This is a genomic window from Streptomyces sp. P9(2023) (assembly GCF_032436795.1).
Taxonomy (GTDB): domain Bacteria; phylum Actinomycetota; class Actinomycetes; order Streptomycetales; family Streptomycetaceae; genus Streptomyces.
The window spans coordinates 126,614-152,429 of record NZ_JAUPWM010000009.1 but is presented as its reverse complement, the minus strand read 5'-3'; the positions used below and the strand labels follow the sequence as shown (position 1 = coordinate 152,429).

20 protein-coding genes and 2 pseudogenes are annotated in these 25,816 nt (G+C 70.6%); 14 read left to right on the top strand and 8 right to left on the bottom strand.

Features of this window, described 5'->3' with window-relative positions:
- Positions 1-75 precede the first annotated feature (75 nt).
- Positions 76-1,281, bottom strand: a pseudogene (locus Q5762_RS15915) (RNA-guided endonuclease InsQ/TnpB family protein); the annotation flags it as partial.
- Positions 1,282-1,431: 150 nt separating this feature from the next.
- Here Q5762_RS15915 and Q5762_RS15910 point away from each other — a divergent pair.
- The 4 genes and pseudogenes from Q5762_RS15910 to Q5762_RS15895 all read left to right on the top strand — a co-directional run bounded on the left by Q5762_RS15910 (position 1,432) and on the right by Q5762_RS15895 (position 6,012).
- The gene (locus Q5762_RS15910) at positions 1,432-1,773 is read left to right on the top strand and encodes a DUF3817 domain-containing protein (RefSeq protein ID WP_315892748.1); all 342 of its coding nucleotides are present in this window, start codon (positions 1,432-1,434) and stop codon (positions 1,771-1,773) included.
- Positions 1,770-2,063, top strand: coding sequence for an MTH1187 family thiamine-binding protein (locus Q5762_RS15905; RefSeq protein ID WP_315892747.1), 294 nt, complete (start codon positions 1,770-1,772; stop codon positions 2,061-2,063). The genes Q5762_RS15910 and Q5762_RS15905 overlap by 4 nt, the downstream gene beginning before the upstream one ends.
- 169 nt (positions 2,064-2,232) lie before the next feature.
- Positions 2,233-4,053 (top strand): annotated as a pseudogene (locus Q5762_RS15900) (glycosyltransferase family 2 protein).
- 3 nt (positions 4,054-4,056) lie between these two features.
- The gene (locus Q5762_RS15895; protein ID WP_315892745.1) at positions 4,057-6,012 is read left to right on the top strand and encodes a kelch motif-containing protein; all 1,956 of its coding nucleotides are present in this window, start codon (positions 4,057-4,059) and stop codon (positions 6,010-6,012) included.
- A 10-nt stretch (positions 6,013-6,022) separates the two neighbouring features.
- Here Q5762_RS15895 and Q5762_RS15890 read toward each other — a convergent pair whose 3' ends face one another.
- Positions 6,023-7,042, bottom strand: coding sequence for a glycoside hydrolase family 6 protein (locus tag Q5762_RS15890; RefSeq protein WP_315892744.1), 1,020 nt, complete (start codon positions 7,040-7,042; stop codon positions 6,023-6,025).
- A 21-nt stretch (positions 7,043-7,063) separates the two neighbouring features.
- Complete coding sequence (locus tag Q5762_RS15885; protein WP_315892743.1) at positions 7,064-8,074, bottom strand: DUF5937 family protein; 1,011 nt, start codon at positions 8,072-8,074, stop codon at positions 7,064-7,066.
- Positions 8,075-8,262: 188 nt separating this feature from the next.
- On the opposite strand from Q5762_RS15885, the gene Q5762_RS15880 reads away from it, so the two are divergent.
- The 4 genes from Q5762_RS15880 to Q5762_RS15865 all read left to right on the top strand — a co-directional run bounded on the left by Q5762_RS15880 (position 8,263) and on the right by Q5762_RS15865 (position 12,361).
- Positions 8,263-9,681 carry an MFS transporter gene (locus Q5762_RS15880; RefSeq protein WP_399495178.1) on the top strand — a complete coding sequence of 473 codons (1,419 nt, stop codon included), beginning with the start codon at positions 8,263-8,265 and terminating at the stop codon, positions 9,679-9,681.
- A 9-nt stretch (positions 9,682-9,690) separates the two neighbouring features.
- Complete coding sequence (locus Q5762_RS15875; RefSeq protein WP_315892741.1) at positions 9,691-10,200, top strand: MarR family transcriptional regulator; 510 nt, start codon at positions 9,691-9,693, stop codon at positions 10,198-10,200.
- Positions 10,201-10,243: 43 nt separating this feature from the next.
- On the top strand, positions 10,244-10,576 hold the full coding sequence (locus tag Q5762_RS15870; RefSeq protein ID WP_315892740.1) for a DUF3817 domain-containing protein: 333 nt from the start codon (positions 10,244-10,246) through the stop codon (positions 10,574-10,576).
- 84 nt (positions 10,577-10,660) lie between these two features.
- Positions 10,661-12,361 (top strand): methylmalonyl-CoA mutase family protein, encoded by a 1,701-nt coding sequence (locus Q5762_RS15865; protein WP_315892739.1) that lies wholly within the window; start codon positions 10,661-10,663, stop codon positions 12,359-12,361.
- A 66-nt stretch (positions 12,362-12,427) separates the two neighbouring features.
- On the opposite strand, the gene Q5762_RS15860 is transcribed toward Q5762_RS15865, so the two are convergent.
- Positions 12,428-12,841 carry a PPOX class F420-dependent oxidoreductase gene (locus Q5762_RS15860; RefSeq protein ID WP_315892738.1) on the bottom strand — a complete coding sequence of 138 codons (414 nt, stop codon included), beginning with the start codon at positions 12,839-12,841 and terminating at the stop codon, positions 12,428-12,430.
- Between the two features lie 41 nt (positions 12,842-12,882).
- Positions 12,883-13,512 (bottom strand): TetR/AcrR family transcriptional regulator, encoded by a 630-nt coding sequence (locus tag Q5762_RS15855; RefSeq protein ID WP_315892737.1) that lies wholly within the window; start codon positions 13,510-13,512, stop codon positions 12,883-12,885.
- A gap of 262 nt (positions 13,513-13,774) precedes the next feature.
- Between Q5762_RS15855 and Q5762_RS15850 the strand changes: the two genes are divergently transcribed.
- From Q5762_RS15850 to Q5762_RS15835, 4 genes are all read left to right on the top strand, one after another.
- Positions 13,775-14,755 (top strand): tetratricopeptide repeat protein, encoded by a 981-nt coding sequence (locus Q5762_RS15850; protein ID WP_315892736.1) that lies wholly within the window; start codon positions 13,775-13,777, stop codon positions 14,753-14,755.
- A 602-nt stretch (positions 14,756-15,357) separates the two neighbouring features.
- Complete coding sequence (locus Q5762_RS15845; protein WP_315892735.1) at positions 15,358-16,008, top strand: DUF6230 family protein; 651 nt, start codon at positions 15,358-15,360, stop codon at positions 16,006-16,008.
- 138 nt (positions 16,009-16,146) lie between these two features.
- Positions 16,147-16,803 carry a DUF6114 domain-containing protein gene (locus tag Q5762_RS15840; RefSeq protein WP_315892734.1) on the top strand — a complete coding sequence of 219 codons (657 nt, stop codon included), beginning with the start codon at positions 16,147-16,149 and terminating at the stop codon, positions 16,801-16,803.
- Positions 16,793-18,085 (top strand): hypothetical protein, encoded by a 1,293-nt coding sequence (locus tag Q5762_RS15835; RefSeq protein ID WP_315892733.1) that lies wholly within the window; start codon positions 16,793-16,795, stop codon positions 18,083-18,085. Before Q5762_RS15840 ends, Q5762_RS15835 begins: the two co-directional genes overlap by 11 nt.
- 143 nt (positions 18,086-18,228) lie before the next feature.
- On the opposite strand, the gene pyk is transcribed toward Q5762_RS15835, so the two are convergent.
- From pyk to pta, 3 genes are all read right to left on the bottom strand, one after another.
- Positions 18,229-19,659 carry a pyruvate kinase gene (gene pyk, locus Q5762_RS15830; RefSeq protein ID WP_315892732.1) on the bottom strand — a complete coding sequence of 477 codons (1,431 nt, stop codon included), beginning with the start codon at positions 19,657-19,659 and terminating at the stop codon, positions 18,229-18,231.
- 74 nt (positions 19,660-19,733) lie between these two features.
- Positions 19,734-20,969: an acetate kinase gene (locus Q5762_RS15825; protein WP_315892731.1), complete on the bottom strand. Its 1,236-nt coding sequence runs from the start codon at positions 20,967-20,969 to the stop codon at positions 19,734-19,736.
- Positions 20,966-23,065: a phosphate acetyltransferase gene (pta, locus tag Q5762_RS15820; protein ID WP_315892730.1), complete on the bottom strand. Its 2,100-nt coding sequence runs from the start codon at positions 23,063-23,065 to the stop codon at positions 20,966-20,968. Before pta ends, Q5762_RS15825 begins: the two co-directional genes overlap by 4 nt.
- A 268-nt stretch (positions 23,066-23,333) precedes the next feature.
- Between pta and Q5762_RS15815 the strand changes: the two genes are divergently transcribed.
- Positions 23,334-24,359, top strand: coding sequence for an ATP-dependent 6-phosphofructokinase (locus tag Q5762_RS15815; protein ID WP_315892729.1), 1,026 nt, complete (start codon positions 23,334-23,336; stop codon positions 24,357-24,359).
- A gap of 314 nt (positions 24,360-24,673) precedes the next feature.
- Entirely contained in the window at positions 24,674-25,804 is a 1,131-nt protein-coding gene (locus Q5762_RS15810; protein WP_315892728.1) for a helix-turn-helix transcriptional regulator, read from the top strand.
- Positions 25,805-25,816 lie beyond the last annotated feature (12 nt).

The following is a 25,816-nucleotide window of genomic DNA, read 5'->3' as shown; positions in this document are numbered from 1 at the left end:
TAAAGAGACTGCAAAGTCGGCGTGCACAGTGACTCCACCCGCCGCTACGGCGGCGGGCTTCCTGTGTGGAGGCTGTGCCTCCACACAGAGGACCAGCCCGGCCCTGCTGAGCACGTTCAGCGCGCCGACGTGGTCGGCGTTCGCGAGGAAGCCGCACGCCGCGCACTCGAACGTCGCTTGGGTGACGCGGTTCTCTATGGCGACCTGCCCACAGCGTGGGCAGGTACGGGAGGTGTTGCGGGCGTCCACTGCGATCACGCGGCGAGCGGCACTCTCAGCCTTCTGCGCCAGGATCGACAGGAACTGTCCCCAACCCGCGTCGAGGATGCTGCGGTTCAAGCCCGCTTTCGCGGCGGCGCCGTTCGGCAAGAACGCGCCGGGCTGATCAGGATCGGGCTTGGCCTTTGGAGCGCGGGTCATACCCGCGATGTTCAGCCGCTCGTGAGCGATAACATCGTGGCCGCAGATCAGCCCCTTCGCGGTCTTGTGGTGATGGTCACGTCGCTGACGCCGAATTTTGCCGTGCAGCTTGGCGATCTTGCGGACTGCGGCGCGGTGCTTCTTCGACCTCAGCCTGGTGCGCTTGGGGAACGTCGAGAGGTGCTGCTGCGCGACGGTCAACGCTTCAGCGGATGCTTCGAGGTAGCGCGGATTCTTGAAATGCTCGCCGTTCGATGTGGTGAGAAAGTGCGTCACGCCCATGTCGATACCGATGATCGACCCGGTGGCGGGAAGCGGCTCGGTCGGCACTTCATCGCAGGCGAGGACCACGTACCAGTGTTTGCCCTCACGCTTCACGCTGATCGTCTTGACCCGCCCGCGTACCGGCCGGTGCTGGTGCGTCCGCACGTGCCCAACGCCTTGCAAGCGCACGCGGGTCTGCCGGTCATCCGGCGTGGGGTCCCAGCGGCAGCCGTCCCCGTCCTTCGGGAACAGGACGGTGTCGAAGTGCCCCACGCCCTTGAATCTGGGATAGCCGGGGGTGAGACCCGCCTTCACCCGGCGGAAGAACGCATCGAATGCCTTGTCCAGGCGGCGCAGCGTGGCCTGCTGGGAGCTGAACGACCATCGGCCCTGACGATCCGGGTCGAACGCCCGGATCTCCTTGAGCTGGGCGGACTGGTCGGCGTACCTGATGCCCGCTTTCGAGGCGTGCCGGTAGGCGTCCCGACGCTCCTGTAACGCGCCGTTGTAGAGCGAGCAGTGGTCCCGCAGCATCTCGTACAGGGCCCGGGCCTGCCGGGTGGTGGGGCGAAGGCGGAACTTGTAGACACGTATCAATCCCCCGCCTCCCGGTTCTTCTGTCGGGAGCGCGTCCACTGGGTGTCCAGGTGAACCCCACCCCGCCAGCGTTGGTCGTTGCCCGGCTGGGTCATGATGGACGGGCCCTTGTGTATCCGTTCACAAGATCGAACGAAGGTGACCCCTGTCGTGGACATCAAGACTGCATCCTCCCTGCACCGGCTTCGGCTCGTCTCCGCGCCGGAGGCGGTGTCGTTCCTGCTGCTGCTCGTCTGCTCGGTGCTCAAGCGGACGACGGACTTCAACGCGGTGCCGGTGATGGGCGCGATTCACGGCATCCTGTTCATCCTCTACGTCCTCTTCTGGCTGGACGCCTGGAACCGCACCAAGTGGAGCTTCGGCACGGCCGCGCTCTACTTCGTCCTCTCGGTGCTGCCGTTCGGCGGCTTCTTCGCCGAGCGGAAGCTGAAGCGCGAGGCCGCCGACGCCGTCATCGCCTCCCGCGCCCGCGCCGAGGGCGTGAAGGCGTGATCGTCGCCTTCTCGGTGACTCCGCTGGGTGTGGGGGAGGAGGTCGGCGAGTACGTCGCCGACGCCGTCCGGGTCGTCCGCGAGTCCGGGCTCCCGAACCGTACCGACGCCATGTTCACCTCGATCGAGGGTGACTGGGACGAGGTCATGGACGTCGTCAAGCGCGCCGTCGCCGCCGTGGAGGCGCGCGCCCCGCGGGTGTCGCTGGTGCTGAAGGCCGACGTCCGGCCCGGTGTCACCGACGGTCTGACCGCGAAAGTCGCCACCGTCGAGCGTCACTTGAACGGCTGAACGCCGCTCCGTCGCGCCCTACCGCGTCATCGAGCCCCCGACCCCTCTGGGCCGGGGGCTCACCCGTACGCGCGGCGAGAACAACTCGCTCGGACGACTCCAGTCGACACGCCGATGCTTGTCCACTTCTGTGGGGGTATCGACCTGTCCGACGACAGCTGGAGGCACCGTGCGGCCGAGAGGCTACGACTACGACACCTACAGCCGACTCGCCGGTCCGCTCACGGAACCGGACACGGCGGCCTACACGGTGCGGTACCGAAGTCTGCTCTCGAAGGAGCCGCACCGAATACGCGCCGTCCTCCTCATGAGCCTCGCGCCGGTACTCTCCGCGCTGCTGCTCGTCTACCTCGTCTGGCCCAGCCACTGGACCGTCCGGGAGGGCGGCGACCGATGGCTCATCAGGTTCGACGCCGTGATGCTCGTGTCGATCGGGCTGATCTGCTTCTTCATGCTGGTGAACGTCACCTCGATCGCCCACGCCACGATGGTCGCCCGCGACCCCATACCCGTGTACCCGCAGAAGGGCACCCGGGTCGCCTTCCTCACCACGTACGTCCCGGGCAAGGAACCGCTCACCATGGTCCGCGGCACCCTCGAAGGGGCCGTGCGACTCCGGCACGACGGCACGCTCGACGTCTGGCTCCTCGACGAGGGCGACGACGAAGGCGCCAAGGCGCTCTGCGCCGAACTGGGAGTCAAGCACTTCACCCGGGCCGGCGTTCCCGAGTGGAACCGTAAGAAGGGCGTCCACAAGGCCCGCACCAAGCACGGCAACTACAACGCCTGGCTCGCGATGCACGGGGACGCGTACGAATTCTTCGCCTCCGTCGACACCGACCACATACCGCTCCCCAACTTCCTGGAGCGGATGCTCGGCTTCTTCCGCGACCCGGACATCGCCTTCGTCGTCGGACCGCAGGTCTACGGCAACTACACCTCGCCCGTCACCAAGGCCGCCGAGTCCCAGCAGTTCCTCTTCCACGCGCTGATCCAGCGGGCCGGCAACCGCTACCACGCGCCCATGTTCGTCGGCACCAACAACGTCGTACGGATCTCCGCCGTCAAGCAGGTCGGCGGGCTCTACGACTCCATCACCGAGGACATGGCCACCGGCTTCGAGCTGCACCGGAAGAAGAACCCGCGCACCGGCCACTTCTGGCGCTCCGTCTACACCCCCGACGTGCTCGCCGTCGGCGAGGGCCCGGCCTCCTGGACCGACTTCTTCACCCAGCAGCTGCGCTGGTCCCGGGGCACGTACGAGACGCTGATCAAGCAGTACTGGAAGACCCCGTTCCGGGTCCCGCCGGGCCGCTTCCTCAACTACACGCTGATGCTCGTCTACTACCCGATGACGGCGATCAACTGGTTCCTCGGCATCCTGAGCTGCGTCCTCTTCCTCTGGCTCGGCGCGTCCGGAACCCAGGTCTCCTCCTCGATCTGGCTGATGATCTACAGCGACGCCGCCGCCCTCCAGATCGGCCTCTACCTCTGGAACCGGCGCCACAACGTCTCGCCGCACGAACCCGAGGGCTCCGGCGGCCTGGCCGGCATGGCGATGTCCGCGCTCTCCGCGCCGATCTACCTGCGGTCGCTCGGGTCCGCGGTGCTCCGCACCCGCGGCCGCTTCGTCGTCACCCCCAAGGGCGGCCAGGCCAGCCCCGACCGGATCGCCACCTTCCGGATCCACCTCTACTGGGCGGCGGTCCTGATCGCCTCGCTGCTCGCCTCCGTCCACTTCCGGCACACCCACGCGGCCATGCGCACCTGGGCCGTACTCGCCCTGGTCATCGCCCTCTCCCCGGTCGCCGTCTGGAGCTGGACCGTCCTGCGCGACCAGCGCAGCCGGCAGCTGCGGGCCCGCGCCAGGGCCCGTACCCGCGCCCGCGGCCTCACCCACGCTCGCGAGGGCGTCGAGGTCCGCGCCGCCGCAACTCCGCATCCCCCCGCGGCCACCACCCCCGCGCCCACGACGACAGGAGGGAACTGACCCATGGCCTACCAGCCGTCGAAGAAGTTCAAGAAGACGCTGTTCGGCAGCGGCGCCGTCGTGGTCCTCGCGGCGCTGAACGCGCCCGCCGCGGTCACCTTCGTCGGGGAGAAGTACCACGCGTACAAGATCGCCCAGCCCGGCTACATGAAGCGGTTCGGCTCCTGGTCGGGGGTCGACGTCCCCTCCGCGTACCGCGTCAACGCCATCCACGCGGCGCTGCTGCACACCGGCAAGGTGCTGCTCATCGCCGGCTCCGGCAACGACCAGAAGAAGTTCGACGCCGGCACCTTCGACACCATCCTGTGGGACCCGAAGAAGAACACCTTCAAGAAGATCCCCACCCCCGAGGACTTCTTCTGCTCCGGCCACACCCAACTCGCCGACGGCCGCCTGCTGGTGGCCGGCGGCACCGCCCGCTACGAGATCCTCGACGGCGAGGTCAAGCGGGCCGGCGGCGGGATGCGGGTCAAGAACGAGAGCCCCGACAGGGCGATCACCCTCAAGAAGGGCACGGTCTTCCGCTCCCCGTCCGGGGTCGAGTACGTGTCGAAGGTCGACGTCACCGTCCCCAAGGCCAAGCGCGAGTTCGAGGTCTCGTACTTCAACAGCGGCCAGATGAAGCCCTGGAAGACCAAGGTCACCGCCGCCGAGGCGCGGGTATTCGTGGAGGCGAGGAAGGAGGGCGCGCAGGCGCTCACCACCCAGGCCGCGCAGTACGAGGTCGTCGGGCTCAAGGGCGACGACGCCGCCAACGTGTACGGCCTCGCCCAGCGGCTCACCACCGAGAAGCAGGACTTCCAGGGCATCAAGGGCGCGTACGAGTTCGACCCCAGGGCGGAGAAGTACATCCCCGTCGCGCCGATGAAGGACGCCCGCTGGTACCCGACGCTCGTCTCCCTCCAGGACGGCAAGGTCCTCGCCGTCTCCGGGCTCAACGACGTCGGCGACGTCGTCCCCGGCGACAACGAGATCTACGACCCCAAGACCAAGAAGTGGTCCAAGGGCCCCTTCCGCTACTTCCCCACCTACCCGGCCCTCTTCCTGACCAAGGGCGGCAAGCTGCTCTACACCGGCTCCAACGCGGGGTACGGCCCCGCCGACAAGGGCCGCGAGCCGGGGCTCTGGGACCTGAAGAAGAACGCCTTCACCAAGCTGGGCGGGCTCACCGACACCGACCAGATGGAGACCTCCTCCTCCCTGATGCTGCCGCCCGTCCAGGACCAGAAGGTCATGGTGCTCGGCGGCGGTGGGGTCGGCGAGTCCCCGAAGTCCACCGCCCGTACCTCGATCATCGACCTGTCCAAGGAGACCCCGGCCTTCCAGGACGGGCCCGCGCTCCCGCAGGGCACCCGCTACCTCAACAGCGTGCTCATGCCCGATGACACCGTCTTCACCACCGGCGGCTCGGAGCAGTACAGGGGCAGCAGCGGCAGCGACATCCTGAAGGCGCAGTTCTACGACCCCCGGGCCAACGCCTTCTCGGCCGCCGCCGATCCGACGGTCGGCCGGAACTACCACTCCGAGGCGCTGCTGCTGCCCGACGGCCGGGTCGCCACCTTCGGCTCCGACCCGCTCTACGGCAACAAGGGCAACACCAAGCTCGGCAGCTTCGAGCAGCGGATCGAGGTCTTCACCCCGCCCTCCCTGCACCGGGCCGGCGGGAACCGGCCGGTCGTGGGCGAGGGCCCGCAGGAACTGGACCAGAACGGCCGGGTCACGTTCCGGACCAAGGACGCGGCCCGGATCACCAAGGCCCGGCTGATGCGGCCCAGTGCCGTCACCCACTCCACGGACGTCGAACAGCGGTCGGTGGAGCTGGGCCTGACGAAGACGAAGGACTCGGTGACGGTGGACGTACCGCTCGACCGGACGCTCGTCCCGCCGGGCTGGTACATGCTCTTCGTCACGGACCAGGACGGGATCTCGTCGGAGGCGAAGTGGGTGCAGGTGGGGTGAGCGCGCGCCCCTACGCTTTGGCCCTTCTGGCCAGCCCCAGGGCGTAGTCCGGCCACCAGGTGCCGGCGGACGGCCCGCCCCGGCACGTGCCGTCCGATTCGCCCGGCCGCTTGATCCACAGATAGGCGTCCACCAGCTTGTCGCCGGTGCGGTCGGTCGGCGGCACGCCGAGCGCCCGCCCCGGCGGATTGCACCAGGCGTCCTCGCCGTTTCCCGGGGCGGGGCCGTCGCCGTTGCGGCTGGTGTCGACGGTGAAGTGGGCGCCGCCGAGCAGCCCGGAGAGCTTGGCGCCGAAGCCCTTCACGCGGTCGTTGGTCTCGAAGTTGGAGACGTTCAGCGAGAAGCCGTCGGCCTGGGCGATGCCCGCGCGCCGCAAGGGCTCCACCAGCTTGCCCGGATCGTCGATCCACCGCGGATTGCCCGCGTCCAGATAGACCCGGGTGTTCGGCTGGCGCTTCAGCCGGTCGACCGCCTCGGAGAGCAGCTGGTAGCGCTCGTCGTGGTACTGGGCGGGCGTGCAGCCGTCCACGGCGTGCGGAACGGCGTCCGGCTCCAGGACGACGATCGCGGGCGCGTCCCCGATGGCGGCGGCGAAGGAGTCGACCCAGGTGCGGTACGCCTGCGCGTCCTGCGAGCCGCCGGCCGAGTACATCCCGCAGTCCCTGTGCGGGATGTTGTACGCGACGAGGACCACGGTCCGCTTGTCGGCGGCGGCCCCGCGCACGGCCTTGCTGATGTCCGGTACGGGATCGTCGCCGGCCGGCCAGTCGGCGACCGGCCGCTCCGCGATCCGCTTGAGCAGCCGCGCGTCCTCGGTGCGGCCCTCCGCCTCGTACTGCCGAACCTGCCGGGCCGCGTCGCTGTCCGGGTCGACCCAGAAGGGGGAGCCGCTGGCGGGGGCCACCGCCTCGCCGCGTGCGGAGGGCGGGCCGACGGGGGTGCGGGCGGGCTCGTCCGTACCGCCGCATCCGGTCAGGAGCAGCGCGGTGACGAGGGTCAGGACGGCTGTGGTGGAGGTGCGGCGGGACACGGCGTCATCGTGACATAACGGTCACTCGGGGCGTGGATGCGACACCGGGGAGCCGGTCAGGGCTATGCCGATCGGGGTGCGTTCGTAGAGCACCTGGTGGCCGTAGCGGCGGGAGGTCAGCAGGCCGGCCTCCGTCAGGACGGACAGGTGAGCCGAGACGGAGGAGGGGGCGAGGCCGAGGCGGTGCGCGAGTGCGGTGGTGCCGGCCGGCTCGTCGAGCGCGCACAGCACGTCCGCGCGGGCCCGGCCGAGGAGGCGGGCGAGGGCGTCGGGCGTCCGGTCGGCGGTGGCCTCGGTCCACAGGCCGCCGATCCCGCGCGCGGGGTACGCGATGGTCGGCTGCCAGGGAGGGTCGAAACCGCTGATCACGTCGGGCCAGGTGAAGACGGAAGGCATCAGGACCAGCCCTTGGCCGTCGAGCGCGCGGACGTGCTCGCCCTGGTAGGCGACCGTGAGCGTGGCGCTGTCGGCGCCCCACCCGAAGCCGGGATGGATCTCACCGAGCAGCCGCTCAAGCCCGCCTTCCGCGAGCCTGCGGGAGTGGTGGGCGACATCGGCCTCCAGGAGGGCCCGCAGCCGGGGCCAGTCGGGCGCGATGAGGGCCTCCCAGGCCGCCTGGAGCAGATCCGCGAGCCGCTGGACGGCACCCGCCGGATCGGCCAGCATCCGCTGACCCTCGTCGCTCGCGGTGGCGCCGGGCGTCTCGGCGAGGGCCCGCGCGAAGTCGTCGTGGGCGAGGGCCGGATCGGTCTCCCGTACGGCCGCGATCTCCTCGTCGAACGAGGCGGCGGGCCCCCGCGGCGGCGGATAGAGGAAGTCGGGGCTGTGCCCGCGCCGGGGCATCAGCAGGTGCAGCGGCCCTAGTTCGAGCCCCTCGGCAGCGCCCCGGATCCGCCGCAGCCACGGCAGGTGGTACCCCTGCTGCCGGGGCCGCGCGAGCACCCGCACGGCGGAGTGCGTCTCCCAGAGCGGCGAGAGCGCGAACCGGATCCGAAGGGGATCGGCCTCGCCGAACTGAAGGTGGTACGGCACGGGTCGCCCTCCGGCGCCTTCGGTGAAAGATTCGGCTGGAGCCGAAAGTCTAGGTGGCGGAGGCCGGGACCGGCAGTCTTCCCGCCATGCCGAAGCACACCCCCGGACCCCGGTCGTCCGTCCGCCCGCCAGAGCCCGGCGACCCCACCGCCCCCGAGCCGCGCCCGCGCGGCGACTCCGTCGCGGGGATGGCCGGCCCGGCGACGGCCGGCCCGGGGGCGGGCCTGGGGCCCGAGCAGGGCGTCGGCGCGGCGGCCCCCCGCCCCGCCGCCGGGCCCGCGTCGGCCGTGGCGGACCCCGCCGCCGGGCCCGGGTCGGCCGTGGCGAACCCCGCCGCCGGGCCCGGGTCGGGCCTGCCGTCCGAGGTGCCCGCGGGTGCCGACCCGTGCCCGGTGGCCGCGGGCGGCCCGGGCTACCGGGCCGTCTTCGCCGTGCCGGAGTTCCGGGTCGTGTTCGTCGCGCATCTGCTCTCGCTGCTCGGCGTCGTCGTCAGCGAGATCGCGCTCACCGTGCTCGTCTACGACCTCACGCGCTCGCCCCTGCTCTCCGCGCTCACCTTCGCCCTCGGCTTCCTGCCCTACCTCATCGGCGGCACCCTCCTCGCCGGGGTCGCCGACCGGTACCCGCCCCGCCGGGTGCTCGTCGTCTGCGATCTCGTCTGCGCCGGCTGCGTCGCGCTCATGGTGGTGCCCGCCACCCCCGTCGCCGGGCTGCTCCTGCTCCGGTGTGCCGTCGCCGCCGTCGCGCCGGTCTTCAACGGGACCCGGATGGCGACCCTCGCCGACATCCTCGGCGACGGCGACCTCTTCGTCCTCGGCCGCTCCCTCCTCCGGATCGTCTCCCAGAGCGCCCTCCTCACCGGCTTCGCCGTCGGCGGCCTGCTCCTCACCGCCGTCCCGCCGCGCGGCGCCATCGCCATCACCGCCGTGACCTTCCTCGCCTCCGCCGCCCTCCTCCGCCTCGGGACGCGGAAGCGGCCCGCCCGGGGCGCCACCGAGCGGCAGCGGGGCAACCTCGCCCTCCTCCGTGACCGCCGCGTCCGCGCCCTCATGCTGCTTTTCTGGGTGCCGCCGCTCTTCGCCGTCGTCCCCGAGGCCCTCGCCGCCCCCTACGCGGACCAGGCCGGCGTCTCCACCGCCGCGCTCGGGCTGCTGATGTGCGCCCTGCCCGTCGGCACCATCGCGGGCGAGCTGTTCGCCGGGTCCGCCCTCGGCGCCGCCACCCGCTCCCGGATCGTGTACCCGCTCGTGCTGGCCGGCGTCCTGCCCTATCTCCTCTACGCCGTCGAGCCCGCCGCCGTCCTCGCGGGCCTCGCTCTCCTGCTGGCCGGTGCCACCGGCGCGTACACCCTCGGACTCGACGCCTGGTTCGTCGCCGCCGTCCCCGAGGAGCAGCGGGGCCGGGCCATGACCCTGATGACCGCCGGGATGATGACCGCGCAGGGCGTCGGCATGGCCGCCGCCGGCCTCGCCGCCGAGTTCCTCCCGGTCCACCTCGTGGTCGCCGCCACGGGAGTCCTGGGCACCCTCTGCCTGGTGGCCGTGGTCCTGGAAGTACGGGCGACCGAAGTGCGAGACGGGGCTGACCGGCATGTGACCAGTCGGTAAGGTCGACGCGTGCCGAAGCCGCTCAGTCTCCCCTTCGACCCCATCGCCCGCGCCGACGAACTCTGGCAGAAGCGCTGGGGCCCGGTCCCCTCGATGGCCGCGATCACCTCGATCATGCGCGCCCACCAGATCCTCCTCGCGGAGGTCGACGCCGTCGTCAAGCCGTACGGACTGACCTTCGCGCGGTACGAGGCGCTGGTGCTGCTCACCTTCTCCAAGGCCGGTGAGCTGCCGATGTCCAAGATCGGCGAGCGGCTGATGGTGCACCCGACCTCGGTCACCAACACCGTCGACCGGCTGGTGAAGTCCGGCCTCGTCGACAAGCGGCCGAACCCCAACGACGGCCGCGGCACCCTCGCCTCCATCACCGAGAAGGGCCGCGAGGTGGTCGAGGCCGCCACCCGGGACCTGATGGCGATGGACTTCGGGCTCGGGGTCTACGACGCCGAGGAGTGCGCCGAGATTTTCGCGATGCTCCGCCCGCTGCGGGTCTCGGCCGAGGACTTCGACGAGAGCTGACCCGCCCGAAGATCGCCCGGAACGTGCCGTTACGCTCGACGGCATGAAATCCAGCGTGCTGACCCGTTACCGCGTCATGGCGTACGTGACCGCCGTCATGCTGCTCGTGCTGTGCACCTGCATGGTCTTCAAGTACGGGTTCGACATGGGCGAGGACGTGACCTTCGCGGTCTCCCAGGCCCACGGTGTCCTCTACATCATCTACCTGATCTTCGCCTTCGATCTCGGCTCCAAGGCGAAGTGGCCGTTCGGCAAGCTCCTCTGGGTGCTGCTGTCCGGGACGATTCCGTTGGCCGCCTTCTTCGTCGAGCGCAAGATCGTCCGCGAGACGCTTCCGCTGGTCAGCGGCGCGCAGCCGGCTCCCGTCAACGTCTGACCCCACGCCTGACCCGCACCCCCACGGGATCCCCGTGGGGGTTTGCCATCGACATTTACTAGGACGTCCTAGTAAATTCGAAGCATGGACGCTGACGCCATCGAAGAAGGCCGCCTCCGCTGGCAGGCCCGGTACGACAAGGCCCGCAAGCGCGACGCCGACTTCACCACGCTCTCCGGTGACACGGTCGAGCCCGTCTACGGGCCCCGGCCCGGCGACACCTACGCGGGCTTCGAGCGCATCGGCTGGCCCGGGGAGTACCCGTTCACCCGCGGCCTGCACCCCACCGGCTACCGTGGCCGGACCTGGACCATCCGCCAGTTCGCCGGCTTCGGCAACGCCGAGCAGACCAACGAGCGGTACAAGATGATCCTGGCCGCCGGCGGCGGCGGGCTCTCGGTCGCCTTCGACATGCCCACCCTCATGGGCCGCGACTCCGACGACCCGCGCGCGCTCGGCGAGGTCGGCCACTGCGGCGTCGCCATCGACTCCGCCGCCGACATGGAGGTCCTCTTCAAGGACATCCCGCTCGGCGACGTCACCACCTCGATGACCATCTCCGGGCCCGCCGTGCCCGTCTTCTGCATGTACCTGGTCGCCGCCGAGCGCCAGGGTGTCGACCCGGCCGTCCTCAACGGGACGCTCCAGACCGACATCTTCAAGGAGTACATCGCGCAGAAGGAGTGGCTCTTCCAGCCCGAGCCGCACCTCCGCCTCATCGGCGACCTGATGGAGCACTGCGCCCAGGGCATCCCGGACTACAAGCCGCTCTCCGTCTCCGGCTACCACATCCGCGAGGCCGGGGCGACGGCCGCGCAGGAGCTCGCGTACACCCTCGCCGACGGCTTCGGCTACGTCGAACTCGGGCTCAGCCGCGGGCTCGACGTCGACGTCTTCGCCCCCGGCCTCTCCTTCTTCTTCGACGCGCACCTCGACTTCTTCGAGGAGATCGCCAAGTTCCGCGCCGCCCGCCGGATCTGGGCGCGCTGGATGAAGGAGGTGTACGGCGCCAAGACCGACAAGGCGCAGTGGCTCCGCTTCCACACCCAGACCGCCGGTGTCTCCCTCACCGCCCAGCAGCCGTACAACAACGTCGTACGGACCGCGGTCGAGGCGCTCGCGGCCGTCCTCGGCGGCACGAACTCGCTGCACACCAACGCCCTCGACGAGACCCTCGCGCTCCCCAGCGAGCAGGCCGCCGAGATCGCGCTGCGCACGCAGCAGGTGCTGATGGAGGAGACGGGCGTGGCCAACGTGGCCGACCCGCTCGGCGGCTCCTGGTTCATCGAGCAGCTCACCGACCGCATCGAGGCCGACGCGGAGAAGATTTTCGACCAGATCAGGGAGCGCGGGCGCCGGGCCCACCCGGACGGGCAGCACCCGATCGGGCCGATCACCTCCGGCATCCTGCGCGGCATCGAGGACGGCTGGTTCACCGGCGAGATCGCCGAGTCCGCCTTCCAGTACCAGCAGTCCCTGGAGAAGGGCGACAAGCGGGTCGTCGGCGTCAACGTGCACCACGGCTCGGTCACCGGCGACCTGGAGATCCTGCGGGTCAGCCACGAGGTCGAGTGGGAGCAGGTCCGGGTCCTCGGCGAGCGCAAGGGCCGCCGCGACGACGCCCGGGTGCGCGCCGCGCTCGACTCGATGCTGGCGGCGGCCCGGGACGGCTCGAACATGATCGGCCCGATGCTCGACGCGGTACGGGCGGAGGCCACGCTCGGCGAGATCTGCGACGTCCTCCGCGAGGAGTGGGGCATCTACACGGAGCCCCCGGGCTTCTAGCCCTACGGTCTCCACAGATGGGAAAGGGGCGGTACGGGAACTCCCGTACCGCCCCTTCCGCTCGGGCTACTGCTGCGCGGCCGTCCCGGCCACCTTCGTCGGCGTGAGGCGGATGACCACCCGCACCACCTCCGGCGGCAGTTCGAGGTAGTCCTGGCCCGCGCCCGGGCCCTCGTAGTGCTCGTCCAGCGCGACCGCGAGCGCGCGGCCGACGTCCTCGGTGACCGTGGCCGTGCCCCGTATCTCGGCGTACAGCTGCGGGTCCTTACGGTCGTACAGGATCAGGCTGACCCGGGGGTCGGCCTCGATGTTCCGTACCTTGCGGCGGCCGGCCTGGGACGAGATCAGCAGGTCGTCGCCGTCCCTGCCCACCCAGACCACCGAGGTCTGCGGAGAGCCGTCGGGGTGGACGGTGCCCAGGATCGCCGGGTTGGTGTCGTCCAGGAGCGCGCGCACGGCGCTGTTCAGAGTGATCGTCACGACCGGTCACCCTAGGGGGTGGCCGCCGCCGCGCCCAGCCCTCAGGGCGTGGCCGCCGCCGCGCTCAGCCCGCCGAGGAGCAGGGCCGTGAAGCGCTTGACCCAGGCCTCGTCGACGGGCTCGGCGCTCACCAGGGCGCGGTGGACCACCGCGCCGGCGATCACGTCGAAGATCAGGTCGTCGGTGCGGTCGACGGACGCCGGATCCCGGTCCGCGGGGAGTTCGCCGCGCTCCTGGGCGCGCTGGCGGCCTTCGAGGACCAGCCGCTTCTGCCGGTCGACGATGGAGGTGCGGATGCGTTCACGGAGCGGCTCGTCCCGGGTGGACTCCGCGACCACCGCCATCAGCGCGGTCTTGGTCTCCGGCCGCTGGAGCAGCGCCGCGAACTGGAGGACCACGTTCTCGATGTCGGCCTGGAGGGAACCGAGGTCGGGGAGTTCGAGTTCGTCGAAGAGGACGGCCACGGCGTCCACGACGAGTTCGTTCTTGCTCGCCCAGCGCCGGTACAGGGTGGTCTTGGCGACCCCCGCGCGGCCCGCCACATCGCCCATCGTCAGCTTCGACCAGCCCAGTTCGACCAGCGCGGCCCGGGTGGCGTCGAGGATCGCGGCATCGGCCTCGACACTGCGCGGGCGTCCGGTACGGCTTCGGGGGCTGGTGCGGCTACACATGGGGATCGACCATACCCGCCGGTAGGTATTGCGCCAGAGGCCCGTGATGTGAGCCAGTTCACCGAAGATCCCTTCCCCTGGGCCGACGGAGACAGTTACGCTACGACCCGTAGCGAAAGGCCTGACCGGCCTGAGCGACAACCACATGCGCCAGGTGGGGACCCGGCGCGAACGCAGACGAACAGAACGAGAACCGTGCACCGAGGTGCACGGTTCAGCCATGACGTACCGGTTACGCGCGCGGAAGGGGGAGGATGTACTCATGCAGCCCAGAAACATGTCCATGAGCGGCGTCGTCGACCTCGCCGCGGTGAAGGCGGCCGGTGAGGCCAAGGCGAAGGCGGAGCAGGCGCGTGCCGAGGCCGCCCGGCAGGGTGGCGCGGCGGCCGTCGCCCCCTCTGCCCTGGTGATCGATGTCGACGAGGCCGGCTTCGAGCGCGATGTCCTGCAGCGCTCCGCCGAGGTTCCGGTCGTCATCGACTTCTGGGCCGAGTGGTGTGAGCCGTGCAAGCAGCTCGGCCCCCTCCTCGAGCGGCTCGCCGTCGAGTACGACGGCCGCTTCCTGCTGGCCAAGGTCGACGTCGACGCCAACCAGATGCTGATGCAGCAGTTCGGCATCCAGGGAATTCCGGCCGTTTTCGCGGTGGTCGCCGGCCAGGCGCTGCCGCTCTTCCAGGGCGCGGCGCCCGAGGCCCAGATCCGGCAGACCCTGGACCAGCTGATCCAGGTCGGCGAGGAGCGCTTCGGCCTCACGGGCATCGCCGTCGACCCGGACGCCGAGTCGTCCGACGGTGCGGCCGCCGCCCAGGCCCCGGTGCCGGCCGGCCCGTACGACGCGCTGCTCGAAGCGGCCATGTCGGCGCTGGACGCCGGTGACCTGGCCGGCGCGGTCCAGGCGTACAAGAACGTGCTGGCCGACGACCCCGGTCACCCGGAGGCGAAGCTCGGTCTGGCCCAGGCGGAACTGCTCGCCCGCGTCCAGGACATGGACCCGGCGGCGGTGCGGAAGAACGCGGCCGACAACCCGGCCGACGCCGGCGCGCAGATCGCCGCCGCCGATCTCGATCTGGTGGGCGGCCATGTCGAGGACGCCTTCAGCCGGCTGGTGGACGCGGTGCGTCGGACGGTCGGTGAGGAGCGGGACGCGGCGCGGCTCCGGCTCCTGGAGCTGTTCGAGGTGATCGGGCCGGAGGACCCGCGGGTGGTGGCGGCCCGTCAGGCCCTCGCGCGGGTGCTGTTCTGACCGTACGAGTGCTGATCCGACGCCGTTCCCGGCTCGCCGGGAACGGCGCCGATTTGGCGACACGGCGATAGAACGCGGCCGCGCTTTACCAAAACTTGGTAATCGCGGCCGCTGTTACTTGCAGTAAATCGAACCCGTGATTGTGTCCGGGTTTCTTCTCGCTCATCCTGCTTTGCCGCTGCCGCGGGCTGCACCCTGTGTGGCCGCGCGGCATCGCGCTGTCGTGGCGAGGTTATCCAGCCGTTACTAGCGAGTAACGAACCCCCTTGTGCGGGCGCCAGGAATGGACCACGATCGGCGACGCTCGGTCCTCCACCGCACCACCCCGGCAACCAACCGGGTCCGCGGCGAGGGTCCCCACCGAGCGGGCCGGCGACAGTGGCGCCGGCCGTGGACAGGGGGGTTCCTGCTCATCGGCAGGGCCTGTCCAAGAGGTTGCGCGCAAGGCGTGGCCAGTGGTTGTCGCTCGGGGGTGATCGCCGGTGAAGTCGGACGCTCCGCGCCCGGTGTTCGGCGCTCCTTCCCGAGGACGTAGCACTTCTCCCATCCCAGGACGGGCCCTGGGCCCATCCGGAGATGTACGTCCGAGAAGGAGGATTCTCATGAAGTCCCAGGTTCGTGGCGGGACCAGATGGAAGCGGTTCGCCGTCGTCATGGTGCCGAGTGTGGCCGCGACGGCCGCGATCGGTGTCGGCCTGGCTCAGGGCGCGCTCGCCGCGTCCTTCAGCATCTCCGGCCAGGAGTTCAAGGTGAAGGCCGACAGTCTTGTCGGCAAGGACTTCGTCCAGTACGGCAGCGTGGCGTCCGGCAAGGACCTCGAAGGCAAGCCCTTCGCGGAGCCGGTCGGTGTCTCAGGCTTCTCCGAGGCCTGGATCACCAACATGTGCCAGTCCGTGGTGACGCCCAACGTGCCGTTCATCGGCAACGTCTCGCTGGAGCTGCGCGCCGGTACGGAGAAGAACAAGCCGGTCTACGCGAAGGATATCTACCTGGATATCTCCTCGCTGAAGGCCGACGCCGAGTTCGGCAACATCGACATCGGTGTGGCCGCGGGTTCGCTCCCGAAGTCCGAGGGCAAGCCGGGCATCCAGCCGGGTACGAAGGCCAACCCGTACGGCTTCTCGCAGCGCGCCGAGACGGCGAAGCTGACCAACGTGGAGCAGAAGGCGTGGGCGACCACTGCCGGAACGTTCAAGCTCAGCAACCTGAGCCTGAAGCTGCACAAGGGCACCAAGGAGTGCTTCACCGAGTAGTCACTCGGTGCTGCATCCGGCAGTAACCGCCCGGCGGGCGCGGGCCGTCGTTCGTTCCGTACGGCCCCGCCCGTTCCCGGCCACAGAGCCACCTTCTCCACTTCTCATCGCAACACCGCTTCCAGGGAGCTGTTTTCCATGAGCGCCGAGTCCACTGCTTCCCGCGGAGTCCCGAACCAGCGCGAGCGCCGCTTCCATCACTGGCGGGGCGGCCGGCCCTTCTGGGCCGGTCTGTTCACCATGATCGGCGGCGTACCGATCGCCTACTTCCCGTACGCCGACCTGCGACTCGGCAACATGACGATCGCCATGGCGACGACGGGTGGCGCCGGAGCGCTGATCATCGGCGTGCTCCTGGTGACGCTCGGACTGACGATGTGGTTCCAGCCCATCGTCCGGGTGTTCGCGGGCGTCGCGGCGATCGTGCTTGCACTCGTCTCCATCCCGGTCTCCAACCTCGGCGGCTTCTTCATGGGCTTCCTGCTCGCCCTGGTGGGCGGCGGTCTCTCCGTCGCGTGGGCCCCGGGCACGCCGGAGGACGGGACCAAGCAGCCGTCGGCCGAGCCGGTCGGCGAGCGTGCGGAGGCCGAGACGGAGGCCGTAGCGGGCGAGCACGAGTACGACGGTCAGCAGCACGGCACCGAGGCGGTGGAGGAGACCCACGCGGTCGACTTCGCGAAGGCCCCGGTCCCGGAGCAGCGCGCCGGTGAGGAGCCGGACCCGCAGGCGGGTCCCGGTGCGCAGGCGACCGAAACGACGATCGACGCCAACGGCGGGAGGAACAGTGCGGGGTGACGAAACACAGTCGGCGCAGTCGGCGACGGCTGCGGACGACGCCACTCTGGCTCGCAGGGGTCCGCGGCACGCGGCCCCGCGCAAGTCGCTGCTGAACAAGATCCAGGGGCCGGCGGGCAAGGCGATGGCCCTGGCCGCCATGCCGACCGCGGTCCTGATGGGCATGGGCATGGCGCCCAGGCTCGCCGTCGCCGACGAGAAGGACATCCCCTTCGCGCCCGGTCCGTGCGTGACCCGCTCGGACGAGCCGGTGACCGAGGAGCCGACGAAGCCCGCGGAGACGCCGAAGCCGACGGCGAGCGCGAGCGCGACAGCCTCGCCCAAGCCGGAGCCGACGGAGGGACAGGAGTCGCCCAAGCCGACCGCCAGCCCCTCGGCGACGGCCACGACGGAGCAGCGCGCGGGCACCCCGCAGGAGTCCCCGGCACCGACGCCCACGCCCACGCCGACGGCGACGAAGAGCGTCAACCCGCTCGACCCGCTGGGCGTCGGCGACAAGATCAAGGACTTCTTCGACGGTCCGAACGCGACCCCGACGCCGACGGCCACGCCGACCCCGACGCCGACCGCGACGGCGCCCACCAAGGCGCCCGAGAAGCCCGCGGAGAAGCCGGCGACGACGGCTCCCAAGCCGGGCGACGGGACCTCGTCCGACGGCCCGGTCGACAAGACCAAGGCCGCGATCGAGAAGGCCGCCGGCAAGGTCGGCGCCGAGGTCGAGGAGCTGCCGGAGAGCGCCAAGGGTCTCGACGCCAAGAAGGACGGGGACATACCCGAGGGCGCCAAGCCGCGCTTCCCGTGCCCCGAGCCCGACCCCGAGGCGCTCGCGGCGGCCGACCTGGAGCCGGGCCTCCCGCTCCTGCCGGACGAGCCGTGGATCCTCAACAGCACGCTGCTCACGCTGAAGGGGCTCAAGTACCACGGCATCGTCGAGGTGAAGACCGGCAGCGGGAAGATCAAGAAGGTCCTGAAGTTCACCGCGAAGGACGGCGTGGACATCAAGGACCTGCACCAGCGCACCGTCCACTCCGACGGCCTCACGGGACACGTCCGCTCGAACAAGGGCTCGACGTCGACCATGACCAACGGCACGGTGACCATGTACACGGAGCAGCTGAAGGGCAACCTCTTCGGCCTGATCCCGATCACCTTCAACCCGGAGACGCCGCCGCCGCTCGACGTACCCTTCGCGTTCTTCACGAACGTCGAGGTCATCCAGGCGGGCCAGTTCGGCGGCACACTCACGGTCCCGGGCCTCCGCAACACGGTCGAGCCCAACTGACCCCTGTAGCCCTTGACGGATCCCACCCGTCGCCCGACCACCGCCCCTCAACGACGGCGCTGCGCGCCGGCCCCCTTCAATGTGACGAGGGCCCCCGTCCGATCCGGACGGGGGCCCTCGTCATGCTCTCGCTTCGGTGCGCGTCAGGCGTTGTCGGTGCCGCCCAGGTGGTGGACCCGGACCATGTTCGTGGTGCCGGGGACGCCGGGGGGTGAGCCGGCCGTGATGACCATGGTGTCGCCCGCGTTGTAGCGCTTGAGCTTCGCCAGCTCCGCGTCGACGATGTCGACCATCGCGTCCGTGGTCTCCACGAACGGGACCAGGAAGGACTCCACGCCCCAGCTCAGGGTGAGCTGGTTGCGGGTGGACTCGTCCGTGGTGAAGGCCAGGATCGGCTGGATCGTCCGGTAGCGGGACAGGCGGCGCGCGGTGTCGCCGGACTGGGTGAAGGCGATCAGCGCCTTGCCGCCCAGGAAGTCCGCGATCTCGCAGGCCGCGCGGGCCACCGAACCGCCCTGCGTACGCGGCTTCTTGCCGGGCACGAGCGGCTGCAGGCCCTTGGCGAGCAGCTCCTCCTCGGCCGCGGCGACGATCTTCGACATCGTCTTCACGGTCTCGATCGGGTACGCGCCGACGGACGACTCCGCCGACAGCATGACCGCGTCCGCGCCGTCCAGGATCGCGTTGGCCACGTCGGAGGCCTCGGCGCGCGTGGGCCGCGAGTTGGTGATCATCGACTCCATCATCTGGGTGGCGACGATGACCGGCTTGGCGTTGCGGCGGCACATCTCCACGAGGCGCTTCTGCACCATCGGGACCTTCTCCAGCGGGTACTCCACCGCGAGGTCGCCACGGGCCACCATGACGGCGTCGAAGGCGGCGACCACGTCCACCATGTTCTCGACCGCCTGCGGCTTCTCCACCTTGGCGATGACGGGGACCCGGCGGCCCTCCTCGTCCATCACCTTGTGGACGTCCTTGACGTCGTCGGCGTTACGGACGAAGGAGAGCGCGACCATGTCGCAGCCCATCCGGAGCGCGAACCGCAGGTCCTCGACGTCCTTCCCGGACAGGGCCGGGACGTTGACCGCCGCGCCGGGCAGGTTGATGCCCTTGTGGTCGGAGATGACACCGCCCTCGATGACCACGGTCTTGACCCGCTGGCCCTCGACCTCGACCACCCGCAGCTCGACGTTGCCGTCGTTGATCAGGACCTGGTCGCCCTTGGAGACGTCCCCGGGCAGGCCCTTGTACGTGGTCCCGCAGATGGACTTGTCACCCGGGACGTCCTCGGTGGTGATGGTGAACTCGTCACCGCGCACCAGCTCGACGGGACCCTCGGCGAAGGTCTCCAGACGGATCTTGGGGCCCTGGAGGTCGGCGAGCACACCGACGGCGCGGCCGGTGTCCGCCACCGCCCTGCGGAGACGGTCGTACCGCTCCTGGTGCTCGGCCTGGGTCCCGTGGCTCATGTTGAATCGGGCCACGTTCATACCGGCCTCGATGAGCGCTTTCAGCTGCTCGTACGAGTCGACGGCGGGGCCCAGCGTGCAGACGATTTTGGAACGGCGCATGAGGCGGATCCTATCGGTTTGTTTCACTGCGGAATATTCCGTCTGGTGGAAAGTACAAATGGGCGCAGGGTCGCTCAAGCGTTCACATCTCCAGGCGCCGTCGCGACGAGGGCGAAGCTCTGGCGCGCGATCTCCAGCTCCTCGTCCGTCGGCACCACGGCGACCGCCACCCGCGCGTACTCCGGCGAGATGATCCGGGCCTCGTCGGACCGTACGGCGTTGAGGTCGGCGTCCACCGCCAGGCCCAGCTCCTCCAGGCCCGCGATGGCAGCTTCCCGCACCGGGGCCGCGTTCTCCCCGACACCCGCCGTGAACGCGACCGCGTCCACCCGCCCGAGTACCGCGTAGTACGCCCCGATGTACTTCTTCAGCCGGTGGATGTAGATGTCGAAGGCGAGCGCCGCCCGCTCGTCGCCCTCGTCGATCCGGCGCCGGATCTCCCGCATGTCGTTGTCGCCGCAGAGCCCGACGAGCCCCGACCTCTTGTTCAGCAGCGTGTCGATCTCGTCCGCCGACATCCCCGCCACCCGCTTGAGGTGGAAGGTGACCGCCGGATCGATGTCGCCCGAGCGGGTGCCCATGACCAGGCCCTCCAGCGGCGTGAGCCCCATCGAGGTGTCCACGCACCGGCCGCCCCGGACGGCGGAGGCCGAGGCTCCGTTGCCCAGGTGCAGCACGATCACGTTCACCTCCGCGGGCTCCTTCCCGAGCAGCCTCGCCGTCTCGCGCGACACATAGGCGTGCGAGGTGCCGTGGAAGCCATAGCGGCGGATCCGGTGCGCGTCCGCGGTCTCCACGTCGATCGCGTACCGGGCCGCGGACTCCGGCATCGTCGTGTGGAAGGCGGTGTCGAAGACCGCGACCTGCGGCAGGTCGGGGCGGAGCGACATCGCCGTACGGATGCCGGTGAGGTTCGCCGGGTTGTGCAGCGGCGCCACCGGTACGAGCCGCTCGATCTCGGCGAGTACGTCCTCGTCGATCACGGTCGGCGCGGTGAAGCGGAGCCCGCCGTGCACCACCCGGTGGCCGATCGCCGCCAGCTCGGGGGAGTCCATGCCGAGGCCGTCCGCCGCCAGCTCCTCGGCCACCGCCTTCAGCGCCGCCGCGTGGTCGGAGATCGGCCCGTTCTTCTCGCGCTTCTCGCCGCCGCCCTGGAGCGGGGTGTGGACGAGACGCGAGGTCTCCTCGCCGATCCGCTCGACCAGACCGAGGGCCAGGCGGGAGCTGTCCCTCATGTCCAGGAGCTGGTACTTGACCGACGAGGAACCGGAGTTGAGGACGAGGACACGCGTGGGGGTGGGGGTGGTCATGCGGTGGGCTCCTGACCCTGGGACGGGACCTGGGACTGGATCGCCGTGATGGCGACCGTGTTGACGATGTCGCTGACGAGCGCGCCGCGCGAGAGGTCGTTCACCGGCTTGCGCAGGCCCTGCAGGACCGGGCCGACCGCCACGGCGCCGGCCGAACGCTGCACGGCCTTGTAGGTGTTGTTGCCGGTGTTGAGGTCCGGGAAGATCAGCACGGTCGCCTGGCCGGCCACCTCGGAGCCCGGCAGCTTGGTCGCGGCGACGGACGGCTCGACCGCCGCGTCGTACTGGATGGGCCCCTCGATCCGCAGCTCCGGGTGGGACTCCCGTACCCGCTTCGTCGCCTCGCGGACCTTGTCGACGTCCGCGCCGGAACCCGAGGTGCCGGTGGAGTACGAGAGCATCGCGATCCGCGGCTCGACCCCGAACCGGGCCGCGGTGGACGCCGACTGCACGGCTATGTCCGCGAGTTGCACCGCGTTCGGGTCCGGGTTGACCGCGCAGTCGCCGTAGACGAGCACCTTGTCGGCGAGGCACATGAAGAAGACGGACGAGACGATCGACGCGTCCGGCTTGGTCTTGATGATCTCGAAGGCGGGGCGGATCGTCGCGGCCGTGGAGTGCACGGAGCCCGAGACCATGCCGTCGGCCAGCCCCTCCTCGACCATCAGCGTGCCGAAGTAGTTGACGTCCGAGACGACGTCGTACGCCAGCTCCACCGTCACGCCCTTGTGGGCGCGCAGCTCGGCGTACTTCGTGGCGAAGCCGTCGCGCAGCTCGGAGGTCTGCGGGTCGATCAGCTGGGTCGACGGCGCGGAGAGGTCGATGCCGAGGTCGGCGGCCTTCTTACGGATGATCTCGACGTCGCCGAGCAGCGTCAGGTCGCAGACGTCCCGGCGCAGCAACACGTCGGCGGCGCGCAGCACCCGCTCCTCGGTGCCCTCCGGGAGGACCACGCGACGGCGGTCGGCGCGGGCCTGCTCCAGCAGATCGTGCTCGAACATCATCGGCGTGACCCGGCCGGTGCGCGCCACCGACATCCGCTTCAGCAGATCGGCGGTGTCCACGTGCCGCTCGAAGAGGCCGAGGGCGGTCTCCGCCTTGCGGGGCGTGGCCGCGCTCAACTTGCCCTCGAGGGAGAAGAGTTCGGCGGCCGTGGGGAAGCTGGTCCCGGGGACGGAGATGACCGGCGTGCCGGGCGCGAGGCGGGCGGCCAGGGTCAGGATCTCGTCGGTCGGCCGCTCGTTCAGGGTGAGCAGTACGCCGGCGATGGGCGGGGTGCCGGCCGAGTGGGCCGCCAGCGCGCCCACGACGAGGTCGGCGCGGTCTCCGGGGGTGACCACCAGACAGCCGGGGGTCAGCGCGTTGAGGAAGTTCGGCAGCATCGCGCCGCCGAAGACGAAGCCCAGGGCGTCCCGGGCCAGGCCCGCGTCGTCGCCGAGGACCACCGACGCCCCGAGGTGGTGGGTGATCTGGGCGACCGTCGGCGCGGCGAGCGCCGGCTCGTCGGGGAGGACGTAGCAGGGCACCGGGAGCCGGGCCGAGAGCCGTTCGGCGATCATCGCCCGGTCCTCGCCGGCCGCCCGGTTGACCACCATCGCGAGGACGTCGCAGCCGAGCCCTTCGTACGCCCGGAAGGCGTTGCGGGCCTCGGCGCGTACGGACTCGGCGGTCTGGTTCTTGCCGCCGACCACCGGTATGACCGAGGCGCCGAACTCGTTGGCCAGCCGCGCGTTGAGCGCCAGCTCGTCGGGGAGCTGGGTGGCGGCGAAGTCCGTACCGAGGACGAGGACGACCTCGTAGTCGCGGGCCACCGCGTGGAAACGGTCGACGAGCCGGGAGACCAGCTCGTCGGTGCCCTGTTCGGCCTGGAGCGCGGAGGCCTCGTGGTAGTCCATGCCGTAGACGGTCGACGGGTCCTGGGAGAGCCGGTAGCGGGCCCGCAGAAGATCGAACAGACGGTCGGGGCGGTGGTGCACGAGCGGCCGGAACACCCCCACCCGGTCCACCTGGCGGGTCAGGAGCTCCATGACTCCCAGCTCGACCACCTGCCGGCCGTCTCCGCGGTCGATCCCGGTCACGTACACGCTGCGCGTCACGCCGTGGCTCCTGTCCAAGTCTGTCCGCCCCGGCCGCGCTCGTCACGTCAACCGAGTGTGTTCAAAAAACCCCGCAGGGGTGGGAATACCCCCTTGACAATACCTCTGGGGGTGGGTAGGACGCAGGGCGGACGAACGGCCCGAAATAGCGGGACGAAAGGCCCCATAAGCGCGGCGGGCGGAGTAGCCGGGAGCGCGGGGGCCGCGCCGGGCGTGGGAGAATCGACAGAGCTCACATGTACCACTACCGAGCAGGAGACACAGCACGATGCGCATCGGAGTTCTCACCGCAGGCGGCGACTGTCCTGGCCTGAACGCAGTGATCCGGTCGGTCGTGCACCGGGCGCTCACCGGCCACGACGACGAAGTCATCGGCTTCGAGGACGGGTTCAAGGGTCTCCTCGACGGGCACTACCGGCCGCTCGACCTCGACGCGGTCAGCGGCATCCTGGCCCGCGGCGGCACCATCCTCGGCTCCGCCCGCCTGGAGCGCAACCGGCTCTCCGAAGCCGCCGAGTCCGCCCCGGAGTTGGCGAAGAAGTACGGCATCGACGTCCTCATCCCGATCGGCGGCGAGGGCACCCTGACCGCCGCCCGGATGCTCGCCGACGCCGGGATGCCCGTGGTCGGCGTACCGAAGACGATCGACAACGACATCTCCTCCACCGACCGCACCTTCGGCTTCGACACCGCCGTCGGCGTCGCGACGGAGGCCATAGACCGCCTCAAGACCACCGCCGAGTCCCACCAGCGCGTGATGGTCGTCGAGGTGATGGGCCGGCACGCCGGCTGGATCGCCCTGGAGTCCGGCATGGCCGGCGGCGCCCACGGCATCTGCCTGCCCGAACGCCCCTTCCAGGTCGACGACCTCGTCAAGATGGTCGAGGAGCGCTTCGCGCGCGGCAAGAAGTTCGCCGTCGTCTGCGTCGCCGAGGGCGCGCACCCGGCCGAGGGCTCGATGGAGTACAAGAAGGGCGAGATCGACCAGTTCGGTCACGAGCGCTTCCAGGGCATCGGCAACCGGCTCGCGGTCGAACTGGAGCGGCGCCTCGGCAAGGAGGCCCGGCCGGTCATCCTCGGTCACGTCCAGCGCGGCGGCACGCCGACGGCGTACGACCGGGTGCTCGCGACCCGCTTCGGCTGGCACGCGGTGGAGGCCGCGCACCGGGGCGAGTTCGGGCGGATGACGGCGCTGCGCGGCACGGACATCCACATGGTGCCGCTGGCGGAGGCCGTGACGCGGCTGAAGACCGTGCCGGTGAGCCGGATGTCGGAGGCGGAGTCGGTCTTCTGACCTGGCGGTGCGGGACCGAGGTCCTCAAGGGTCCTCAAGGGTCCTGAAGAATTCCCGAATGCGAGAAGGCCCCGATCGTCCCCCCGTGGACGATCGGGGCCTTCTCGTTCCCGGTGGGCCGCCGTCGGCCTCCGGGGTTCCCCCGTACTTTCCCCGGATTCCCCCGTACTTCCCCCGATACTTCCCCCGTGACGATTCCGGCCCCTGACCGGAATTGCTGAATTCCACTCTTGAGTTGAACAGCCAGATCAACAAGGCTTGGGCCTGTCCCGGACATGTCCCAACCCCGTCCGGGGGAGGGGCGGGGAGTACGCATGACCGAGGGATACGCCGACGGGGGCGGCGCACCCGACCCACGCGAGGCCACCGACGCCGCCTCCTTCCTCGCGCGGCTGCAGCAGCTCAAGGACTGGTCCGGACTCACCTACCGCGAACTGTCGGCCCGCGCCGAGGCGCTCGGCGACGTCCTGCCCCGCTCGACGGTGGCGAACATGCTCGCCCGCTCGACCGTCCCCCGCGAGGAGCTGCTGACCTCCTTCGTCCGCGCCTGCGGCGTGAGCCCCGGGGAGCTGGAGACCTGGCAGGCGGTCCGCAAGGAGCTGGCGGTACGAGGGGTGTACGCGGGGACGGGAGCGGGGGCCGGGACGGGCGCGGGCGTGGAGACCGCGTGGCCGACGGGGCCGCAAGGCGATTCCGTACCGGGAACGGAACCCGGGACCTGGCTCGGGGCCGAACCCGGGACCGGGCTCGGGGTCGAACCCGGGACCGGGCTCGGGGTCGAACCCGGAAGCGGGCTCGGGGCCGAGCTCGGGGCCGAACCCGGATTCCCGGACCCTTCTGCTGGGCCCGCCCCCGGCCCCCGCTCCCGTGCGGTCCGGACGCTCGTCGCCCTCGTCGCCGTCGCCGGGCTCGTCCTCGCCGCCGTCAGCGTGGTCATGGCACTCGTCCGGGACGACGGCGCCGCCCGCCCGAAGAGCGTCGCGCTCACCGCGCCCGCCGCCGGTGACGTACAGATCCGGGTGATCGGCTCGGACCTCTGCCTCAACGAGCGGCGCGGCGGTAGCAGCGGTCAGATCTACCAGCGCGCGTGCGAGGGCGCGGGCGTTCCCCGCTACTCCCTCAAGGGCCTCGGCTCCGGCCGGTGGCGGATCGTTTCGGACCACCCGGACTACGGCCCCGGCTGCTCCGGCATCCCGTCCGGCGGGCGTATCCCGGACGCCGCGTTCGAGGACTCGGAGTGCGCGGACCCGACCCGCGTCGAAACGTTCCGCCTTGAGCCCTTCGGCACCCCGGTCACCGGTTACCGGATCGTCCCCGTGGACTCGGCGACCCCGGACTCCTGCGTGAGCGTCGTCGGCGACCGGACCGCCGAGTGGGCGAGGCTGGCGCAGGCGCCCTGTCGCGCGGACGCCCGCGGCCAGCTCTTCAGCTTCGACCGCCGCTAGGTCGTGTCCGGG

What these genes read in the sequence shown, in the direction of transcription:
- Q5762_RS15895 (WP_315892745.1), top strand. Translation starts at nt 4,057, where the DNA reads ATGGCCTACCAGCCGTCGAAGAAGTTCAAGAAGACGCTGTTCGGCAGC.
- Q5762_RS15880 (WP_399495178.1), top strand. Translation starts at nt 8,263, where the DNA reads ATGGCCGGCCCGGCGACGGCCGGCCCGGGGGCGGGCCTGGGGCCCGAG.
- Q5762_RS15870 (WP_315892740.1), top strand. Translation starts at nt 10,244, where the DNA reads ATGAAATCCAGCGTGCTGACCCGTTACCGCGTCATGGCGTACGTGACC.
- Q5762_RS15865 (WP_315892739.1), top strand. Translation starts at nt 10,661, where the DNA reads ATGGACGCTGACGCCATCGAAGAAGGCCGCCTCCGCTGGCAGGCCCGG.
- Q5762_RS15855 (WP_315892737.1), bottom strand. Translation starts at nt 13,512, where the DNA reads ATGTGTAGCCGCACCAGCCCCCGAAGCCGTACCGGACGCCCGCGCAGT.
- Q5762_RS15850 (WP_315892736.1), top strand. Translation starts at nt 13,775, where the DNA reads ATGCAGCCCAGAAACATGTCCATGAGCGGCGTCGTCGACCTCGCCGCG.
- Q5762_RS15845 (WP_315892735.1), top strand. Translation starts at nt 15,358, where the DNA reads ATGAAGTCCCAGGTTCGTGGCGGGACCAGATGGAAGCGGTTCGCCGTC.
- Q5762_RS15840 (WP_315892734.1), top strand. Translation starts at nt 16,147, where the DNA reads ATGAGCGCCGAGTCCACTGCTTCCCGCGGAGTCCCGAACCAGCGCGAG.
- pyk (WP_315892732.1), bottom strand. Translation starts at nt 19,659, where the DNA reads ATGCGCCGTTCCAAAATCGTCTGCACGCTGGGCCCCGCCGTCGACTCG.
- Q5762_RS15825 (WP_315892731.1), bottom strand. Translation starts at nt 20,969, where the DNA reads ATGACCACCCCCACCCCCACGCGTGTCCTCGTCCTCAACTCCGGTTCC.
- Q5762_RS15815 (WP_315892729.1), top strand. Translation starts at nt 23,334, where the DNA reads ATGCGCATCGGAGTTCTCACCGCAGGCGGCGACTGTCCTGGCCTGAAC.
- Q5762_RS15810 (WP_315892728.1), top strand. Translation starts at nt 24,674, where the DNA reads ATGACCGAGGGATACGCCGACGGGGGCGGCGCACCCGACCCACGCGAG.